The organism is Vibrio splendidus (assembly GCF_002873455.1).
GTDB lineage: Bacteria > Pseudomonadota > Gammaproteobacteria > Enterobacterales > Vibrionaceae > Vibrio > Vibrio splendidus_J.
On record NZ_MCUN01000010.1, the window covers coordinates 215,188 to 233,143 of the forward strand.

The following is a 17,956-nucleotide window of genomic DNA, read 5'->3' on the forward strand; positions in this document are numbered from 1 at the left end:
AAAACCAAGCTTGAAACTCATAGCATTAAAAATAGTGTGAAATCGTTAAGTAACGCGTTCTGATGTGTTCGATCAGTAGCTTAATTTTGTTCGGTGGTTGGCGAGTAAAGGGATACACCGCATAAATACCCAACTTTTTGCCGACTAAGTCCGGGAAGATATCCACCAGCTGGCCGTTACGTATATCGTGATAAACCAGACAACGTGGCACGTACGCAACACCGTGACCGCCCAACGCCGCTTTACGAAGTGCTGTAGCGTTATCGGTAGAGAAAGAACCAGAGACGCGCACGATGTATTTATCGTTATCAGTAAAGCCATCTTTACTATGCAGAAATTGCCACTCACTGGCACCCGTTGTTTGATAAGCGTATTGCAGACAATTGTGCTCAACCAAATCCTTGGGCTGCATCGGCTTACCATTCTTAGCTATATAAGACGGAGAGGCACATACCACCCATTGAGAGTCCAAGATATGACGGGCAATTAAGCTGGAGTCTTCCAAATAACCGGTTCGAATGACCAAGTCGAGACCATCATCAACCAAGTCTACAAATCGATTGTTAAGAGACATATCGACCGTTAAACCTGGGTGCATATTACAAAACTCGGCAACAGCGTCTGCGAGAATCAAATCTCCGGAGATAGTAGGCACTGACATTTTGATATGACCACTGACATTTTCACCAAAGCCTGAAACTGCGTCCATAGCCTCTTGAGCCGCCTGCTTCACATTTTTGGCTCCGTGTAACATTGCCTTACCTGCCTCGGTCAACGTCAATTTACGCGTAGTTCGATATAATAGTTGCACGCCAATCTCTTCTTCCAAACGCGCAATTCTCTTACTAACTACCGAATTTGTAAGGTTATTTTGTTCTGCCACCTTACTAAAACTACCCAGTTCTACTACCTGTGAAAACAGGATCAAATCGTCTGCTCGCATTTGATTATGCCAATTTTGGAATTAATTATTTTCATTATTTCCCTATATCAATAAAAAATAAAGGGGTAAATTCACGCCAAATTAACAAAACAATTACAAAACAGTCATTCCAATTACAAGAGTCGCCCAACTATGGTGCCCTTTAGAGACCAAAAGCGATTCAAATAACGTCAAACAATAATGTGTTATTCATTTCAAACATGAACGTTTGAAAACAAGTACGAGGAAGTACCCATGAGTGAAACTCTACTAGCTTTATTGGCCTTTTCGCCAATAGTTGTTGCAGCGATTCTGCTGGTTGGCCTTAACTGGCCTGCGAAAAAAGCGATGCCAGTGGCATTTGCATTAACCGTTGCTATCGCCCTATTCGCATGGAATATGTCTAGCACTCGCGTGCTGGCTTCAGTATTCCAAGGCTTCGGCATTACGGTGTCGGTTCTCTGGATTGTGTTTGGCGCCATCTTCTTATTAAACACTTTAAAACACACTGGAGCTATCACCACCATCCGCAACGGCTTTACTGACATCTCAGCAGACCGTCGTGTGCAAGCGATCATCATCGCTTGGTGTTTTGGTTCATTCATTGAAGGGGCATCAGGCTTCGGCACACCGGCTGCAATCGCCGCTCCTTTACTGGTTGCAATCGGCTTCCCAGCATTAGCTGCGGTACTGATGGGTATGATGATTCAATCTACGCCGGTATCGTTCGGCGCAGTTGGTACACCTATCATCGTTGGCGTAAACAAAGGCTTGGATACGCACAAAATCAGTGAAAGCCTGATCGCCAATGGCTCAACATGGGATGCTTACCTACAACAGATCACATCAAGTGTTGCGATCATCCACGCCTGCGTTGGTGTGATGATTCCTGTATTGATGGCGATGATGCTGACTCGCTTCTTCGGTAAGAACAAAAGCTGGACTGAAGGTCTTGATATCCTGCCGTTCGCACTGTTCGCAGGTGCTGCTTTCACTATTCCTTACGCACTAACAGGTGTTTTCTTAGGTGCTGAGTTCCCATCACTGATTGGTGGTTTGGCTGGCCTTGCGATTGTTGTAACAGCAGCAAAGCGCGGCTTCCTAGTACCTAAATCAAAATGGGATTTTGAGAGCGAAGACAAGTGGCCAGCAGAATGGTTAGGTTCTTTGAAAATCGACCTTGATGACAACAACCAAAGCCATAAGAAAATGAGCATGGCGATGGCATGGGCACCTTACGTGCTGCTCGCTGTCACTCTAGTTGCTAGCCGTGTTAGCCCTGAGTTCAAAGGCCTGCTTAAGAGCGTTAGCCTTTCATTCAGCAACATCCTTGGCGAGACAGGCGTAAGTACAGCGATTCAACCTCTGTATCTACCTGGCGGTATCTTGGTATTCGTCGCACTGGTTGCTGTTCTAATGCAATCACGCAGCGCAACACCACTGGCTAAAGCCTTTGGTGAGTCGAGCAAAACTCTAATAGGCGCTGGCTTTGTGTTGGTGTTCACCATCCCAATGGTTCGTATCTTCATTAACTCAGGCGTGAACGGCGCTGATTTAGCAAGTATGCCAGTAACCACTGCAAACTTTGCAGCTGACCTAGTCGGCGGCGCATTCCCAGCGTTAAGTGCAACCGTCGGTGCGTTAGGTGCTTTCATTGCTGGTTCGAACACAGTTTCAAACATGATGTTCAGCCAGTTCCAATTCGAAGTAGCGCAAACTCTGTCTATCTCTAGTGCTGTAGTTGTTGCTCTACAAGCTGTTGGCGCAGCTGCCGGTAACATGATTGCTATTCACAACGTGGTCGCCGCATCGGCAACCGTTGGCTTACTAGGACGTGAAGGCGCAACGTTACGTAAAACCATTATCCCAACGTTCTACTACCTGGTAATGACCGGAATCATTGGCCTAGTGGTTGTCTACGGTTTCAAAATGACAGACGCACTTATGTAAACCCATAAGTCGTTACAAAAGCACTTGGCGTTAATACTCAATTCCCCGACTGCAACACCGTCTAATAAGACAGTTGATGAGTTTCGGAATGGATACTAAAACACATCAACACCCTCGGGTATTAACGCCATTTTATTAAGAAAGCAAGCAGCCCAAGCCAAGCTCTCATAGAAGGGCAACATCCCAAGAATTTAGGACTGAAATTATGATCATATCCGCATCGACTGATTACCGCGCCGCAGCAAAAGCGAAATTACCACCGTTTCTTTTTCACTACATTGACGGCGGTTCTTACGGAGAACATACCTTACGCCGCAACACGGCCGATCTTGCAGAGATCGCGCTCAAGCAGCGTGTCCTCAATGACATGTCAGATCTGAATTTGGAAACTGAGTTGTTTGGCGAAAAGCTGGCGATGCCGATTGCCTTAGCACCCGTTGGCCTAACAGGCATGTACGCACGACGTGGCGAAGTACAAGCTGCAAAAGCGGCTGACAACAAAGGCATCCCATTTACGATGTCGACCGTATCAGTTTGCCCGATTGAAGAAGTCGCACCTAAGATTGAGCGCCCAATGTGGTTCCAACTTTACGTGCTAAAAGATCGTGGCTTCATGAAGAACGTATTGGAACGTGCCAAAGCAGCAGGCGTAACAACACTGGTCTTTACGGTGGATATGCCCGTACCTGGCGCTCGCTATCGTGATATGCACTCAGGAATGAGTGGCCCAAATGCAGCAATACGTCGTGTATTTCAATCGATGCGTCATCCTAGCTGGGCAGTTGATGTTGGCCTGCTTGGTAAACCACACGACCTTGGCAATATCTCTACTTACCGCGGTTCTCCAACCAAACTGGAAGACTACATCGGTTGGTTGGGTGACAACTTTGACCCGTCGATTTCATGGAAAGACTTAGAGTGGATCCGTGACTTCTGGGACGGCCCGATGGTCATCAAAGGCATTCTTGATGAAGAAGATGCAAAAGACGCCGTAAGATTTGGCGCAGACGGTATCGTGGTTTCAAACCACGGCGGTCGTCAGCTTGATGGTGTTTTATCAAGTGCCAAAGCACTACCTGCGATTGCAGATGCAGTAAAAGGTGACACCAAAATTCTGGTCGACTCAGGTATTCGTACTGGCTTAGATGTAGTTCGTATGATGGCAATGGGCGCAGACTGTACCCTACTTGGCCGCTCTTTCGTCTACGCGCTGGCTGCACAAGGTCAAGCAGGCGTTGAGAACCTACTCGACCTTTACGACAAAGAGATGCGCGTTGCGATGACATTGACTGGCGCTAAGACTATCAAAGATTTAAATCGCGACTCTTTAGTTGGGTTAAGTTAACCACACCGATTCAGACTCATGCTTTGGTCTACTGAGACTGAAGTTCAATCGGTGTCACAGCAATTCCACTGCCGTTGTGACACCGTTTAAGCACTGGAAAATAAAACAAAAAAACAAATCAGTGCCAATTTAAAAAGCACAAGGAAGCAAAGATGGAGACAACCACATCCCATGAGCGAGTAGTAGACGCACAAGCTTATCAGCAGCTTGAATCGATATTGGCTCAAAAAATTGAAACAGAACGCATTGTCACTCAAGAGGCAAAGCGCTTGGCTTACGGCACCGACGCGAGTTTTTATCGCTTGGTGCCGAAAATGGTTCTAAGGCTTAAAAGCCTAGACGAAGTTATCTTTACCATTCAAAGCTGTCGTGAACTCGGTATCCACTTTACTTTCCGTGCAGCAGGCACAAGTCTTTCAGGGCAAGCCGTTTCAGACTCTGTACTCATCACATTGACAGACGACTGGCGCGGCCACGAGATCGTGGACAACGGTAATCAAATCATTCTTCAACCCGGTGTGATTGGAGCTGACGCCAACAAATACCTCGCCCCTTTCCAACGTAAAATCGGCCCAGATCCCGCCTCAATCAATACCTGTAAAATTGGTGGTATTGCGGCGAACAACGCCAGTGGCATGTGCTGTGGTACCGCGCAGAATTCGTACCGTACCGTCGACAGCATGAAAATCGTATTAAGTGATGGCACCTTGCTTGATACGGCGGATAACGCAAGTGTTGAGGCGTTCAAGCTATCACACAAAGAGCTGTTTGAAGGCATTGTTAATTTACACAAACAGACCTGCTCAAACCAAGAGCTCGCAGACAGAATCCGTCACAAATATCGCTTAAAAAATACCACTGGCTATGCACTCAATGCCTTGGTTGATTACCACGACCCCATTGAAATCATCAAACACCTGATGATTGGTTCTGAAGGCACACTTGGTTTTATTGCCGAAATCACTTACAACACCGTTATTGAACACCCGAATAAAGCTTCTGCTCTATTGGTATTTGCCGACATCGAGCAAGCCAGTAAGGCCGTCACCACGCTATCCAAAACACCGGTTGCTGCGGTTGAATTGATGGATGGCAGAGCACTGCGCTCTGTGGCAGACAATCCGGGGATGCCCGCATTTATGCCGAGCCTCAACGTAGAAGCAGCGGCTATTTTGATTGAATCTCACGCCAGCTCCCAGCAGGATTTAGATTTACAATGTAAATCAATTTTGGATGCATTAACTGAGTACACGATTGTTGAATCGGTTCCTTTCACTTCCGATCCGAAGACAGTCGCAACCCTATGGGGCATCCGTAAAGGCATGTTCCCAGCCGTCGGAGCCGTTCGTGAAGTCGGCACAACCGTTATCATCGAAGACGTGGCTTTTCCTGTAGAGAACCTCGCCAACGGTATCCGCGAGCTGCAAGAATTGTTCGATAAATACGACTACAGCGAAGCGATCATCTTCGGCCATGCCTTAGAAGGCAACCTGCACTTTGTGTTTACTCAAGGTTTTGATAGCCAAGAAGAGATCGACCGCTACGGTGGTTTCATGGACGACGTTGCTGAATTGGTTGCGGTCAAATACCAAGGTTCATTGAAAGCGGAACACGGTACTGGCCGCAATATGGCACCTTACGTGGAATTAGAGTGGGGTAAAGATGGCTACGCCTTGATGCAACAAATCAAAGCCTTGTTTGATCCAGAAAAACTGCTCAACCCGGGCGTTATTATTAACGACAATCCGAACTCTCATATTACTAATCTGAAACCAATGCCGGCTGCCGACGACCTTGTCGATCGTTGTATTGAGTGTGGATTCTGCGAACCGGTTTGCCCTTCTCGCACCTTAACCCTATCTCCACGTCAACGTATTGTGTTGTACCGCGAGCTGCAACGCCGTCGTGCGGCAGGTGAAGAGATAGAGGCAAGTGAGTTAGAGAAAACCTTCGAATACCAAGGCATTGATACTTGTGCCGCAACTGGCTTGTGTGCCGAGCGTTGCCCAGTCGGCATCAACACCGGTGATTTGGTGAAGAAGCTTCGTATCGCCAAATATGAAAAATTCACTCCAATTGCAAAGTGGACGGCGGATCATTTCTCAACCACCACCAAACTGACAAAGGCCGGCCTCAAAGCCAATCAAGTAGCAAGTAAAGTTCTAGGTGCTAGTACAGTCGGCAAGTTAACCAACGGCCTGCGCTCTATGACTAAAGGCGCAACGCCAGTTTGGATGCCTGAGATGCCGCAATCCAATAGCCATTCGCTAGTCTCATCACCAGTGACGGCAGAATCCTCAAGCAATCATAAGAAGGTGGTTTACCTCCCTTCCTGTGCAAGTCGAACTATGGGGCAACAAAGCGATGCGGGCGACCAACGTCCTCTAACTGAAGTGACCATGTCTTTGCTTAACAAGGCAGGGTTTGAAGTTATTCTTCCGAAGAAGCTAGATGACCAATGTTGTGGTATGCCATATGACAGCAAAGGCATGACCGACCTCGCGCAGTCTAAAGCTCAGCAACTGGAAGAAGTGTTGTGGCAGGCCAGTCGTCAGGGTGAATACCCAGTGTTGATGGATACCAGTCCGTGTGCTAAGCGCAGCATTGAGCAATTCACAAAACCACTGCAAGTGCTAGAACCAACTGGATTTGTGAACCAATACTTGCTTGAGCACCTGACACTTGAGCCGCTGCAAGAAACCGTGATGCTACATGTGACGTGTAGCTCTCGTCGAATGGGTTTGGAAGGCGCGATGTTGAGCCTTGCTAAAGCCTGTACCGAAGAGGTGATTGTTCCAGAGCATATTCAATGCTGTGGTTGGGCGGGTGATAAAGGCTTTACCACACCAGAGCTGAATGAAGCGGCAGTACACCCACTCAAAGAACAAGTACCAAGCAACTGCACTCGCGGATTCAGCAACAGCCGAACCTGTGAGATTGGTTTGTCACATCACAGTGGCATTCCCTATCAATCCATCTTGTACTTGGTGGACGAAGTCGCGCAATAGCTTCGCGCTTACTCCGAGTGATGCGCTTTAGCTTAAAACGAAAAATGGCAGCCCAATCAGGCTGCCATTTCTTTATTCGATTTAAAACGTATTACCGAGCTAGATATTGCTGAGCTAACGGCTACTGAGCTAGGCGCATCAACTCTTCTGGCGAGTAGTGTTTTGCTTCTGCGCCTTTGGCAATTAGGTCAATCACTTTGAATTCGCTCATATCACCAAACTCTTTGGTCAAGTAATCACGAAATGCTTTTTCGTTCGGCCATTTACCTCGCACGATATAACCCTCTTCTTTGTCGAAATCTTCCGTCTCAAAGAAGGAGAAGTCGGTCATACCAATATTGTGGCAATACAAAACGAGATACATGTTGAATCCTTAACGCTGAACACTTAACTAAGCTAAAAACCGATCGACAACCGATCCGAAAGCCAATTCCAAAAAACAGGCCAAGGTTACAACATAAATGCCAAATCGAACACTCAATCGAATAGCTCGTCGAAAACTTAAGCAACCTGCTCTTTTTCGTTAATCATCAAACATCATATTAATGGCCGCACCTAATAGAATCAGACCAACAATTGGCCCCATGACAGCTAATGGCGCGCGTTCAATGTAGGGCAAGTTCTCTGCAATCATCAAACCCCATTCCGGTGCAGGTGGTTTCGCACCTAAACCGATGAAGCTCAGCGATGTCAGGCTCAATGTAATTACTGGCAGCCTCAACATCGCGTGCCTTAGCAAAGGCGGCAATACATAAGGAAGTAAGTAGAAACGGAAAATTCGAAGCTTGCTGGTTCCCCACAATGGCGCGAGATGCGTATAAGGTTGAGCCTTCGCTTCCACGATTAAGCTTGAGCAATGCGCCGCCAATGGCGCCCAAGACACCAATACAATCGCGATTAATGCACTACTCGGGTTCATTCCCGTTAAACCCGCAATCAGCAAGCCTGCAATGATGTAAGGGATACCCTTAGTGATCTCGATAAGGCCTTGGCTAAAGCGGGTATTGAAACCCATGATGATGCCTGTAACCAAACTCAAAAACGTTGCCAATATGCCCGCTTGGAAGGTCGAGACCATGCCCGACCCGATTCTCGCTAACAGATCTCGGCCAATGCCATCCGCACCCAATGGTGCTTGCCAACTTGGATCTGCTAAACGAGAAAATTGACTGGTGTATGGGTCACGAAATGCAGCCCAAACCACGATAGCAATCAGGAATGAGAATATTGAAAAAGCAACAGCACGCTTGGTGCGGCTTTGTGTAAAGCGAAACGAAGAGTGGCTACTAATGAGCTTACCGCTTTTCAGAGTGTGACCCAGAATCAGCTGTTGAACAAACAAGCTCATGCTGCTCACGGCAATTGAAAATAGCAGCAATACCAACAGGCCGCCTTGCAACATCGGCAAGTCTTGCGCTTTGGCTGCGCCTAAGATCATGCGACCGATACCGGGAATCGAGAAGATAAGCTCAACCGCGACTGCGCCACCAGTCAAACCAATCACAATCATCGCGATTTGTGGGATCAGACTGCTCAACGCTCTTTTCAGCGCAAAGCGAATAATTTGATTGGAGTGAACGTTGGCACTGAGCCAAGTGATCACCCAAGGTTCATTGAGAACGCGTTGTAAACTGTCTCTGAGTAGGCGACTAAACAGGCCGCTGGCAGGCAATGCAAGCGCTAAGCTCGGTAACCAGATGTCTTGCCAACCTTGCCAACCATACGGCGGCAGCCAACCTAACCAGATAGAGAACACCAGTATTAATACCGAGGCGACCACGTACTCTGGCAAAGATATTAATACCGTACTTAAACTGCTGTAACTCTGGCCCAGTTTGCCCTTCTTCCAGCTGCGTAAGGTGGCAAGCAAGCCTGCACCGCACAGTACGAAAGTCATCACAAGTGCACTCGACATCAGAAACAGAGACGTAGACGCTGTCTTTTGAATGCCGAATGCAACCGAAGAGCCATCAATCCATGATTTCCCTAGGTCACCCGAAAAAGCACTTCCTACCCAGTCAATCAGGCGCTCGCTTGCCGAACGGTCAAGCTGAAGATCAGCGCGTACGGCAGCTAGAGCTTCAGGCGTAAGCAGGTGTTGTTGTCCCGCTCTCGCTCGCAGAATAGATTGGCTTGGGTCGATGCCTGCAATGTCAGGCATCAAACCAACAAGAATCACCACCACGATCAGTGAGGCGATTCTTGATAGCCAAGGCGTCAAGATAAACAAGGTTCGACGCAGAGTCTCAGCAGATAGCATCTATTTAGTTAGCCTGTTTCGCTTGGTTAATCTGTGTAGTTTGGTCAACTAAACGGCGCTCACTTGGGTCACGAACCACATTGCTTACGCGCTCGCTTTCACCTTGAATCACACGTTCGTGAAGCAATGGGATAGCAGCAAAGTCATTCAAGATTTTTTGCTCAGCTTCGATGATAGCTTGCTGACGCAGTGCACCTAGTGGTTGTAAGTCAGCATGAGTCAGCGCTTGGTCTACTTCTTGAGAACAGAATTGACCAAGGTTGAAGGAACCCTTACAGCCAAAATCACTCATCATGTAAGCCACTGGGTCACCAGAATCTAGAACGGTTGCACGAGAAAGGATGAACGCATCAAACTTGCCTGATAGCGCATCGTTTTCAATCTGAGCGTACTCGCGGATATCCAGCTCAACTTTGAAACCAGCCGCTTCAAGTTGCTGTTTAAGCAGCGCTGCTACTTCTGGAAGCTCTGCACGGTCGGTAAAGGTACCGATAACAATGCTTTCACCGTTCGCTTTTAGCGTCTTATCCAATGTCTGACCTTCAGGTCGAATTGGCTCAGCCCAAGCAAGTGCAGGACCTAATAGGCCTTGTGCGATGTCCGCATGGTTTTCATAAACAGTACTAACGATCTGCTCTCTGTCTACCGCAGCAGCTGCAACCTTACGCAGGTTAATATCGCTGAACACACCAGACTTGTTGTTCAGGTAAAGCGTATTGGTACGAGGCATTGCCACTTCGTAAAGTAGATTCGGATCGATGGTCGCGATTTGTGAAACGGGTACCGCTTCAACGATGTCTGCCGTTCCGGTTCTTAGAGCCGCAGCACGCGCAAAACCGTTAGGAACGTATTCTGCGATCACAGATTCAACCTGCGCTTTCTCACCCCAGTAGTCATCAAAACGTTTTAGTTTCGCGCTTGTTGTACCGTTAATCTCAGTCAATTCAAACGGACCTGTACCCGCGCCCGTTGGGATAACACGGCCATCTTCTTGGTACGCACTTGCTGCAAGAATTGCTAGTTGAGGGCTTGATAAACGGCTTGGTAAAAGAGGATCATCAAAGCTGGTTTTGATCTCTACGCGGTAGTTATCCATCGCTTTCACTTCTAGATCTACACCATCTAGAATGCGTGGCTTAGGCGCAGCTTCAAGCGCTTTTTGTAGAGAGTTCACTACAGAGTTTGCCGTTAATGTAGAACCATCGTGGAACTTAACACCTTGGCGAATCGTGAATTGCCAAGTCAGTGGATCAAGATGTTTCCAGTCAGTTGCCAGCATCGGCTGTGCTTCTGAAGTTGAGCTCAGATTAACCAGAGTTTCTGCTGTGCTCCAACGAGACAACTTAAAAGCATCATCAGAAAGTGGCGATAAGCCTGTTCTTGGCGGTTGCATCATCGCAACACGGATTTCAGATTTGACTGCGGCATCGCTCGACTCTGGTTGAGAGTCAAAACAGCCCGTCAAAGGCAGAGCCAACGCAAGAGCGCAAGCCAGTTTGATTGAATTAAAACGCATAGTTATTTTTCTCTGTAAGCTGTGTTGTGTTAATAAGCTGGATTTCGTTGATAAACCATATTTCGTTAACAAACTGTATTTCGTAATGAATAAGGTTGTGTTAACAAGTCGATTTCGAAAGAGGCTGAGATTGAATCAGCAATTGAGTCGTACAATGAGCAGGTTGACTCATCACTTGAGCGGTCGGTCCGTGTTCCACCATCTCGCCATGGTCAAGCACCAAGATTTCTTCACAAAGCGCTTTTGCCGCGCCGAGATCGTGCGTCACCAAAACTATTCGCATGTCGCGTTTCTTTTTCAGTGAGTTAAGCAAATCCAACAACCTTTGACGGTTCACCGGGTCAAGGCTGGCAGTCGGTTCATCGGCCACTAACACGGCGGGTCTAACAACAAGAGCTCGAGCAATCGCCACACGTTGGGCTTGGCCTGTAGAAAGCTGATTAGGTTTCAGTGAGAGCAAACTGGCTGGCAATCCAACGTCCGACAACGTCTCTTCAATGATGCTTTCATGATTGCCTGAAACATCTAAATTGCTGAGCGGCTCGGCTAAGATCTGTCGAACGGTATAGTAAGGGTTGAGACTGGTGTGCGGCTCTTGGGGTACCAATTGGATTAGGCGGCACACCGTTGCTTGCGCTTTGCTATCGCAAATAGGCAGTGCATAACCAAATAGGCTGATTCGACCAACAGTTGGGGCTTTAAGGCCAAATAACAACTCAATCAGTGTCGACTTTCCGGCACCAGAACGCCCAACAATGGCTAAACTTTTGTCTTCAACATTGAGGTCGATGTTCTGTAGAGCTTTAAATGCCTTACCACCCAACCAACTCGGGATTGAGTAATAGTGCACACCAGCATTCTCGAACTTAATCTCGATCGGTGTTTGTGTGTCTGAATCAGTCACTGGCATTGGCGGCGAGGCTTCTGAATTGAGTGGTAAGGTCGGGCTCATTCGATTAAGTCTCTCAATGAACAACAGAAAGCATGAGAGCTTGATTCAAGCGCATGTTTTGGTGCGCCGTAAGCCACCACTCCACCATCATCGATGACCAACAACTTGTCACACGCTAATGCGCTGTGCAGGTCATGAGTAATCAACAAGCCACCAATTTGTCGCTGTTTAACATTGTCTCGAATCAACTTAAGTATCTCTTGCTCTGTCACCGGGTCTAACGCACTGGTTGGCTCATCGGCAATGATAATATCAGCGTTACTCAACAACCCAATCGCAATACAAATTCGTTGGCGTTGCCCTCCCGAAATTTGGCTCGGGTATAACGGCAAGATGGTCTCAGGATTAGGGAAACCAAGTTGAACTAATAATTCCGTGAGTTTGGTTTTGTCTTGTGGTTTAAGCTTAGTGCGAGTACCCGTTAATGCCAGACTGAGTTGGCCTTCAATGGAAACAAGAGGGTTTAAAGCTTGAAGTGCATCTTGGAAGATAATCGCAGGTCGTTGTGCTGCGGTTCTTTGCAATATAGGCAAACCACACACCGCGTGACCAGATAAAGAAATATGACCTTCAACATCAACCGTTTCTGGAAGAAAGCCTGCAATCGCGCGTGAGAGCATCGACTTACCAATGCCTGACGGACCCATGATCGCCAACAGCTCACCTCGATATACATCGAAATGAATATCTTGAAAAAGTGTTCTCGAAGAGGTTTTGATCGTTAATTGGTCAACAGACAGAAGTGGGGCGTTCACGCAGATACTCATAAATGGATGTTATAACATAACAACTCTATCATTAAGCCTACATGATGAAAAGCGAACATTGAACCGTATCGCATTTTATTTGATGTTTGATTGACCATTTTTACTAGGTCATTAGATAGAAAAAGCGCCCTTAGCATAATGCTGTCAGGCGCTTTCAAAAGTACTGGCAATAACGATTGTGTTTCTAACCTAATGACACGCCGCGGATGCACCTTCTGTTGGAAGGCACTTCTGCTTAACTTGTGCGATGAACGGATACAAGAAGGCAATACGTCCAAGATAAAACAAGGTAAACGCCAACCACAAACCATGATTGCCCCACATATCGATTGATAATGCCTGTACCGCTAAGAAAACCAACATAGTAGCGATGCTAGAGTCCCTAACCGGACGCGTGGTACCCGTTCCGGTAAAGATGCCGTAAACCGTTAAGCCAAAGCCAGACACCAGCGGGAACACAATCAACCACGGAGCCATCTCTTGATATAGAGCGACAAGCGTTGGGATATCGGTAAACAAGAAAACAATGTTGTCTTTGAATACCAAGATGAGGAGGGTTAGTACGGCAATAAAGCTCGCCGTCCATTGGAAGTTAAGTCTTAATACACGATCCAACATTGAAGGGGTTTTCTGACCTACCGCTTTACCCGCGAACACACTCGATGCATTGGCAATGCCGTCAAACATGTAACTGATAATGAAGGTCACCTGCATCAAGATCGCGTTAGCAGCCAGAACATCGGCACCCAGTTTAGAACCAGTACGCGCCATCATATTGAAGAAAACTAAAATACAGATGGTACGAAGTAAGAGATCAGTATTTGAAGAGATGATTGTCGATAGGTCTTTCTTAGTCATCTTCGAACCTTGTAGGAACTCAGAGATCGAGATATTGCTGGTCTTAATCACCAGTGTCATACCAATAGCGAAAGTAGTGACTTGTGCAATCAAACTTGCGTAGGCCACACCCGCAACACCCAAGTCGAAATAAAGTACAAACACCGCATCCAATACAATGTTCAACACGTTACCAAACACTTGTGTGTAAAGAACTTCTTTGGCTTTCGCCTGCCCCATTAACCAACCAATAATGGTGTAGTTGAGCAGTACAAAAGGTGCACCATAAATCAAAATACTGAAGTAGATATGCGCGTGCTCAGCCACTTTCGCTTCAGGTTCTATCACCCACATCGCGCCTTGCCAGATGAGTGGTTGTATCAAGATAAAGATCAAACCTACCAAACCAGACAACACAAATGGACGCATCAAGCTGCCCGCTAAATCAGAACGATTCCCTTTGCCCAGTGCCATCGCACTTTGTCCCGTGGTACTAACACGGAAAAAACCAAACAACCAATACATGGTGTTCATAATGATAGTGCCGATCGCCACGCCACCAATCAATTCAGCAATGCCAAGCTGGCCGATAACAGCAGTATCCACCGCACCAAGCAGAGGCTGTGTCACCGTTGAGATGATGAAGGGGAAGGCGATTTTCAGATAATCTTTATGGGTAATGGTCATATATTCTAGCGAGTGATATTAAGAATTATTTGCAATTAGAACGGAATGCTATCGCTTAATCCGTACGTTGTCATCAATTACTGAGGTAAATTATCAACAAGCTTTCTCTTCATTACATCATCAACATAAGATGCCTTTCAGCCATTGAGTGAGCAAATTAGCCACAACAAATGAGTAAAGCCACGCTCGAAAAAACACAACAAAACGAATTACCGAGCCAATTCATTAGTTAGCCAGATAAAGACTCAGTAAAAACTCACAGGGAGGTAGAAATCAAGCTCAAACACTTCATCACTATTGAGAAAGTGGTTCCGATGATAATGCACATACGCAGGAGTCGAACGCTGTTTGAAACCAGAAGCCGGCAACCATTTTTCCAATACCATACTGATCTGTGGTAGCAGCTCACCATAACGACCATTAAGTCGAAACACGGCATGCAAACCGCCTGGAATCACCATCTGGTTCACGACACTTCGATACTTGATCGGCTCATCTATCGCGATGCACGCTACATAACGACACTGATCCATTTCAACCCAAGCAGGGTTAGAGTGATGCAAGCCGAACTGACTCGAAAAATCACGCTGTTCAGAGTTCGCCCATGCTTTCAATATCAGCCACGCGTTGCGAATGGAGCGGTTATAACCAGTATGTCTAACATAAGCCGCCATTCGGTCTGATACTTCAACAATTTTAGGTTCCGGCAACTCCCGCTGCGACACATTCAAATAGCCTGCCGCCACTTCGGGATCTTTCAAATAGGGTTTTTCTGCAATCTGTAAATCATGCTTACGCCATTCTCCTGGCGACATATTAAAGGTCGCTTTAAATGCTCGGCTAAACGAAGACACAGAGCTAAAGCCACATTTATGGGCGATCTCAACCACAGACGAGCTGGTATCGAACATTAATTGATTGGCCGCATACTCCATTCGAGTGCGTCGAATGTATTGATGCAACGACTCCCCAACCACACTTTTGAACGTGCGATGAAAGTGTTGCTCTGAATACGCAGCAATCTCAGAGAGCGCTTTTGCCGACAAAGGCTGACTGATGTCTTGGTGAATATGGAACAAAACATCATTGATTCGGGATATGTGTTGTCGTGACATCGTTCAAATAGCATAAATGGACATGTTTAAGAGCATAAACGGACACGCTAGTTTTTACAATTGCCGTGTAATATCAAGCGATAGAATAAAAACGATAAACGACGAGACACAACACATGGAAATCGCACAGTCATTACAACAGATTCAATCTTCATACATTCGAGAGATCCTCGCAGCCGCAAGCGATCCTAATGTTATTTCGTTGGCCGGTGGTTTACCCGATGCGAAAACATTCCCTATCGATTTAATGAAGCCTACGCTAGAAAACCTAGCGAACATGCCTGAAGTTTTCCAATACGGTTCGACCGCAGGTTATGGCCCGTTGCTTGATCACCTAACACAAAGCTACCAATTACCAGAAACTCACACAGCAATGATCTGTACTGGTTCTCAACAGGGCTTGGATTTGATTGCACGTGCCTATGTTGATCCGGGTGATGTGGTAGTGATGGAAGCACCAAGCTACTTGGGTGCGATGCAAGTGTTTGGCTTAGTTCAAGCGAACATCGTGACTGTGTCTCAAACAGAATTTGGTCCGAACCTAGACGAACTAGAAACGTGCTTTGCAGAGCAATCACCGAAAATGTTCTATGCCGTACCTGATTTCCATAACCCAACGGGCGTTTGCTGGGCAACAGAAACTCGTCAAAAAGTGGCTGAGCTGTGTATCAAATACAACGTGGCATTCATTGAAGATGCGCCATACCGCGAGCTGCGCTTTACCGGCACTGAACTGCCAATGGTTTCTTCGTTCTGCCCTGACAACTCTATCGTTCTTCGTTCATTCTCTAAGATTGCATCGCCAGGTTTACGCATTGGCGCAGTAACCGGCAAACGCAGCTACCTTGAGCCACTGATTAAAGTGAAGCAAGGCGCGGACTTACACTCAAGTGTACCAATGCAAGCGCTGCTTGTTGGCCTTCTGAAGCATGAAGATTTCAACCTGCACATGGAAAACATTCGTACCCTTTACAAGTCTCGTTATGAAGTGTTGTTTTCAGAGCTAGAAAAACAACTGCCTGCAGATTGCGTGTTAAAAGCCGTAGATGGCGGGATGTTCATTTGGGTTGAAATCCCAGAGTGCGATACCTTCGAATTAGCTAAGACTTTACTATCGAATGGCGTAGCGGTTGTACCAAGCCCAGTCTTCTATCCAAAAGCAGATGAAGCAAAAGCAGCACTGCGCCTCAACTTCACCAATGCCAACCCAGAAGAACTAACGGAAGCGGTGAAACGCTTAGCGGAAGTACTGAACCAAGCGTAATCACTGCTTAAATAACACAGACTAGATACCAAGGCCCTGCTGTATTCTTACAGCAGGGCTTTTTGTTTAGGAATACGTATTGTAATTCGAACCAGATAAAACAGTTTCATTGCATTTTCCAGCCTATAAACCACACGGATAATAATGCTAAATAGCCCTACTTTTAGTTGGTTTTTGTCCTTCCTTGGCTTGGTTATACTGCGGCGGATTTTAATAAGCCAATATGGGCAAACCTGAGTAAATCAAACTCAGTCTGTATCATAAAAGGCAACCGCTCTGGATTTACGTTCCAGCTCGCAGAAAGGAAAAACCATGTCTCAATATGTTGTATGTGCTCTGTATAAATTCGTAGCACTTGATGATTACCAAGATATTCGCCAGCCACTCACTGACGTGTTAGAAGCCAACCAAATCCGCGGTACTTTGCTACTTGCGAGTGAAGGTATCAACGGCACCGTTGCAGGTAAGCGCGAATCTATCGACGCTCTTCTTCAATGGTTCAAACAAGATTCTCGTTTGGCTGATGTTGTTTACAAAGAGTCGTTCAACGAAGAACAACCATTCAACCGCACTAAGGTTAAGCTTAAGAAAGAGATCGTAACCATGGGCGTTGAGGGTATCGACCCACGCCACGTTGTTGGCACTTACGTAAAACCAAATGAGTGGAACGCTCTGATTTCTGATCCTGATGTGATTTTGGTTGATACTCGTAACGACTACGAAGTCGATATCGGCACATTCAAAAATGCAGTAAACCCAAATACAGAAACCTTCCGTGAATTCCCTCAATACGTTGAAGAAAATCTCGATCCTAAGAAACACAAAAAAGTCGCGATGTTCTGTACGGGCGGTATTCGTTGCGAAAAATCAACAGCCTACATGAAAGAGCAAGGCTTTGATGAGGTATACCACCTTGAAGGCGGCATTCTTAAGTACTTAGAAGAAGTACCAGAAGAAGAGAGCATGTGGGAAGGCGACTGCTACGTATTTGACGGCCGTGTTGCAGTTAACCACCAGCTAGAAAAGAGCGGTTACGATGTTTGTAATGCGTGTCGTCTGCCAATCACTGACGAAGACAAAGCCTCTGAGCACTTCGAGAAAGGCGTAAGCTGCCCTAAGTGTATTGATAAGCACAGCGATGAGCAGAAAGCCCGCTTCCGCGAACGTGAAAAACAAGTTCAACTGTCGAATGCTCGTGGCGAAACCCACGTAGGTGGCGAAGCCGCTCACCTTATCGATCAACGTAAGAAAGAAAAGCTAGCACACAAAGAGCAACAACGCTCTGGCAAGAAAGCGAAGTAGTTTTTAATATTACGAAAATAACAAAGGGCAT

General features: G+C 46.6%; 13 protein-coding genes. 5 read left to right on the top strand and 8 right to left on the bottom strand.

The window, feature by feature from the left end; translation table 11 throughout:
• Positions 1–25 precede the first annotated feature (25 nt).
• Positions 26–943, bottom strand: a complete 918-nt coding sequence (locus tag BCU75_RS10010; RefSeq protein WP_017081288.1) for a LysR family transcriptional regulator — start codon at positions 941–943, stop codon at positions 26–28.
• A 234-nt stretch (positions 944–1,177) separates the two neighbouring features.
• On the opposite strand from BCU75_RS10010, the gene BCU75_RS10015 reads away from it, so the two are divergent.
• From BCU75_RS10015 to BCU75_RS10025, 3 genes are all read left to right on the top strand, one after another.
• Entirely contained in the window at positions 1,178–2,872 is a 1,695-nt protein-coding gene (locus BCU75_RS10015) for an L-lactate permease (RefSeq protein ID WP_102473736.1), read from the top strand.
• A 205-nt stretch (positions 2,873–3,077) separates the two neighbouring features.
• Complete coding sequence (lldD, locus tag BCU75_RS10020; RefSeq protein WP_076674872.1) at positions 3,078–4,217, top strand: FMN-dependent L-lactate dehydrogenase LldD; 1,140 nt, start codon at positions 3,078–3,080, stop codon at positions 4,215–4,217.
• A 152-nt stretch (positions 4,218–4,369) separates the two neighbouring features.
• Positions 4,370–7,225, top strand: a complete 2,856-nt coding sequence (locus BCU75_RS10025; RefSeq protein ID WP_102473737.1) for an FAD-binding and (Fe-S)-binding domain-containing protein — start codon at positions 4,370–4,372, stop codon at positions 7,223–7,225.
• A gap of 121 nt (positions 7,226–7,346) precedes the next feature.
• Here BCU75_RS10025 and BCU75_RS10030 read toward each other — a convergent pair whose 3' ends face one another.
• From BCU75_RS10030 to BCU75_RS10060, 7 genes are all read right to left on the bottom strand, one after another.
• Positions 7,347–7,589 (bottom strand): hypothetical protein, encoded by a 243-nt coding sequence (locus tag BCU75_RS10030; RefSeq protein WP_102473738.1) that lies wholly within the window; start codon positions 7,587–7,589, stop codon positions 7,347–7,349.
• Between the two features lie 159 nt (positions 7,590–7,748).
• Positions 7,749–9,485: an ABC transporter permease subunit gene (locus tag BCU75_RS10035; RefSeq protein ID WP_102473739.1), complete on the bottom strand. Its 1,737-nt coding sequence runs from the start codon at positions 9,483–9,485 to the stop codon at positions 7,749–7,751.
• A 4-nt stretch (positions 9,486–9,489) separates the two neighbouring features.
• Positions 9,490–11,001, bottom strand: coding sequence for an ABC transporter substrate-binding protein (locus BCU75_RS10040; RefSeq protein ID WP_102473740.1), 1,512 nt, complete (start codon positions 10,999–11,001; stop codon positions 9,490–9,492).
• A 100-nt stretch (positions 11,002–11,101) separates the two neighbouring features.
• Positions 11,102–11,953 (bottom strand): ABC transporter ATP-binding protein, encoded by an 852-nt coding sequence (locus tag BCU75_RS10045; protein WP_102473741.1) that lies wholly within the window; start codon positions 11,951–11,953, stop codon positions 11,102–11,104.
• Positions 11,950–12,708 (bottom strand): ATP-binding cassette domain-containing protein, encoded by a 759-nt coding sequence (locus BCU75_RS10050; RefSeq protein WP_102473742.1) that lies wholly within the window; start codon positions 12,706–12,708, stop codon positions 11,950–11,952. The genes BCU75_RS10045 and BCU75_RS10050 overlap by 4 nt, the downstream gene beginning before the upstream one ends.
• Positions 12,709–12,909: 201 nt before the next feature.
• Positions 12,910–14,244 carry an MATE family efflux transporter gene (locus tag BCU75_RS10055; protein ID WP_102473743.1) on the bottom strand — a complete coding sequence of 445 codons (1,335 nt, stop codon included), beginning with the start codon at positions 14,242–14,244 and terminating at the stop codon, positions 12,910–12,912.
• A 245-nt stretch (positions 14,245–14,489) separates the two neighbouring features.
• Positions 14,490–15,359: an AraC family transcriptional regulator gene (locus tag BCU75_RS10060; protein ID WP_017085035.1), complete on the bottom strand. Its 870-nt coding sequence runs from the start codon at positions 15,357–15,359 to the stop codon at positions 14,490–14,492.
• 115 nt (positions 15,360–15,474) lie between these two features.
• Between BCU75_RS10060 and BCU75_RS10065 the strand changes: the two genes are divergently transcribed.
• Both BCU75_RS10065 and BCU75_RS10070 read left to right on the top strand, forming a co-directional pair.
• On the top strand, positions 15,475–16,623 hold the full coding sequence (locus BCU75_RS10065; protein ID WP_102473744.1) for a PLP-dependent aminotransferase family protein: 1,149 nt from the start codon (positions 15,475–15,477) through the stop codon (positions 16,621–16,623).
• A 312-nt stretch (positions 16,624–16,935) separates the two neighbouring features.
• Positions 16,936–17,925, top strand: a complete 990-nt coding sequence (locus BCU75_RS10070) for a rhodanese-related sulfurtransferase (protein ID WP_102473745.1) — start codon at positions 16,936–16,938, stop codon at positions 17,923–17,925.
• The last annotated feature ends 31 nt before the right edge of the window (positions 17,926–17,956 follow it).

Coding starts and splice junctions, on each gene's coding strand:
- BCU75_RS10010 (WP_017081288.1), bottom strand. CDS start 943: ATGCGAGCAGACGATTTGATCCTGTTTTCACAGGTAGTAGAACTGGGT.
- BCU75_RS10015 (WP_102473736.1), top strand. CDS start 1,178: ATGAGTGAAACTCTACTAGCTTTATTGGCCTTTTCGCCAATAGTTGTT.
- lldD (WP_076674872.1), top strand. CDS start 3,078: ATGATCATATCCGCATCGACTGATTACCGCGCCGCAGCAAAAGCGAAA.
- BCU75_RS10025 (WP_102473737.1), top strand. CDS start 4,370: ATGGAGACAACCACATCCCATGAGCGAGTAGTAGACGCACAAGCTTAT.
- BCU75_RS10030 (WP_102473738.1), bottom strand. CDS start 7,589: ATGTATCTCGTTTTGTATTGCCACAATATTGGTATGACCGACTTCTCC.
- BCU75_RS10035 (WP_102473739.1), bottom strand. CDS start 9,485: ATGCTATCTGCTGAGACTCTGCGTCGAACCTTGTTTATCTTGACGCCT.
- BCU75_RS10040 (WP_102473740.1), bottom strand. CDS start 11,001: ATGCGTTTTAATTCAATCAAACTGGCTTGCGCTCTTGCGTTGGCTCTG.
- BCU75_RS10045 (WP_102473741.1), bottom strand. CDS start 11,953: ATGAGCCCGACCTTACCACTCAATTCAGAAGCCTCGCCGCCAATGCCA.
- BCU75_RS10055 (WP_102473743.1), bottom strand. CDS start 14,244: ATGACCATTACCCATAAAGATTATCTGAAAATCGCCTTCCCCTTCATC.
- BCU75_RS10060 (WP_017085035.1), bottom strand. CDS start 15,359: ATGTCACGACAACACATATCCCGAATCAATGATGTTTTGTTCCATATT.
- BCU75_RS10065 (WP_102473744.1), top strand. CDS start 15,475: ATGGAAATCGCACAGTCATTACAACAGATTCAATCTTCATACATTCGA.
- BCU75_RS10070 (WP_102473745.1), top strand. CDS start 16,936: ATGTCTCAATATGTTGTATGTGCTCTGTATAAATTCGTAGCACTTGAT.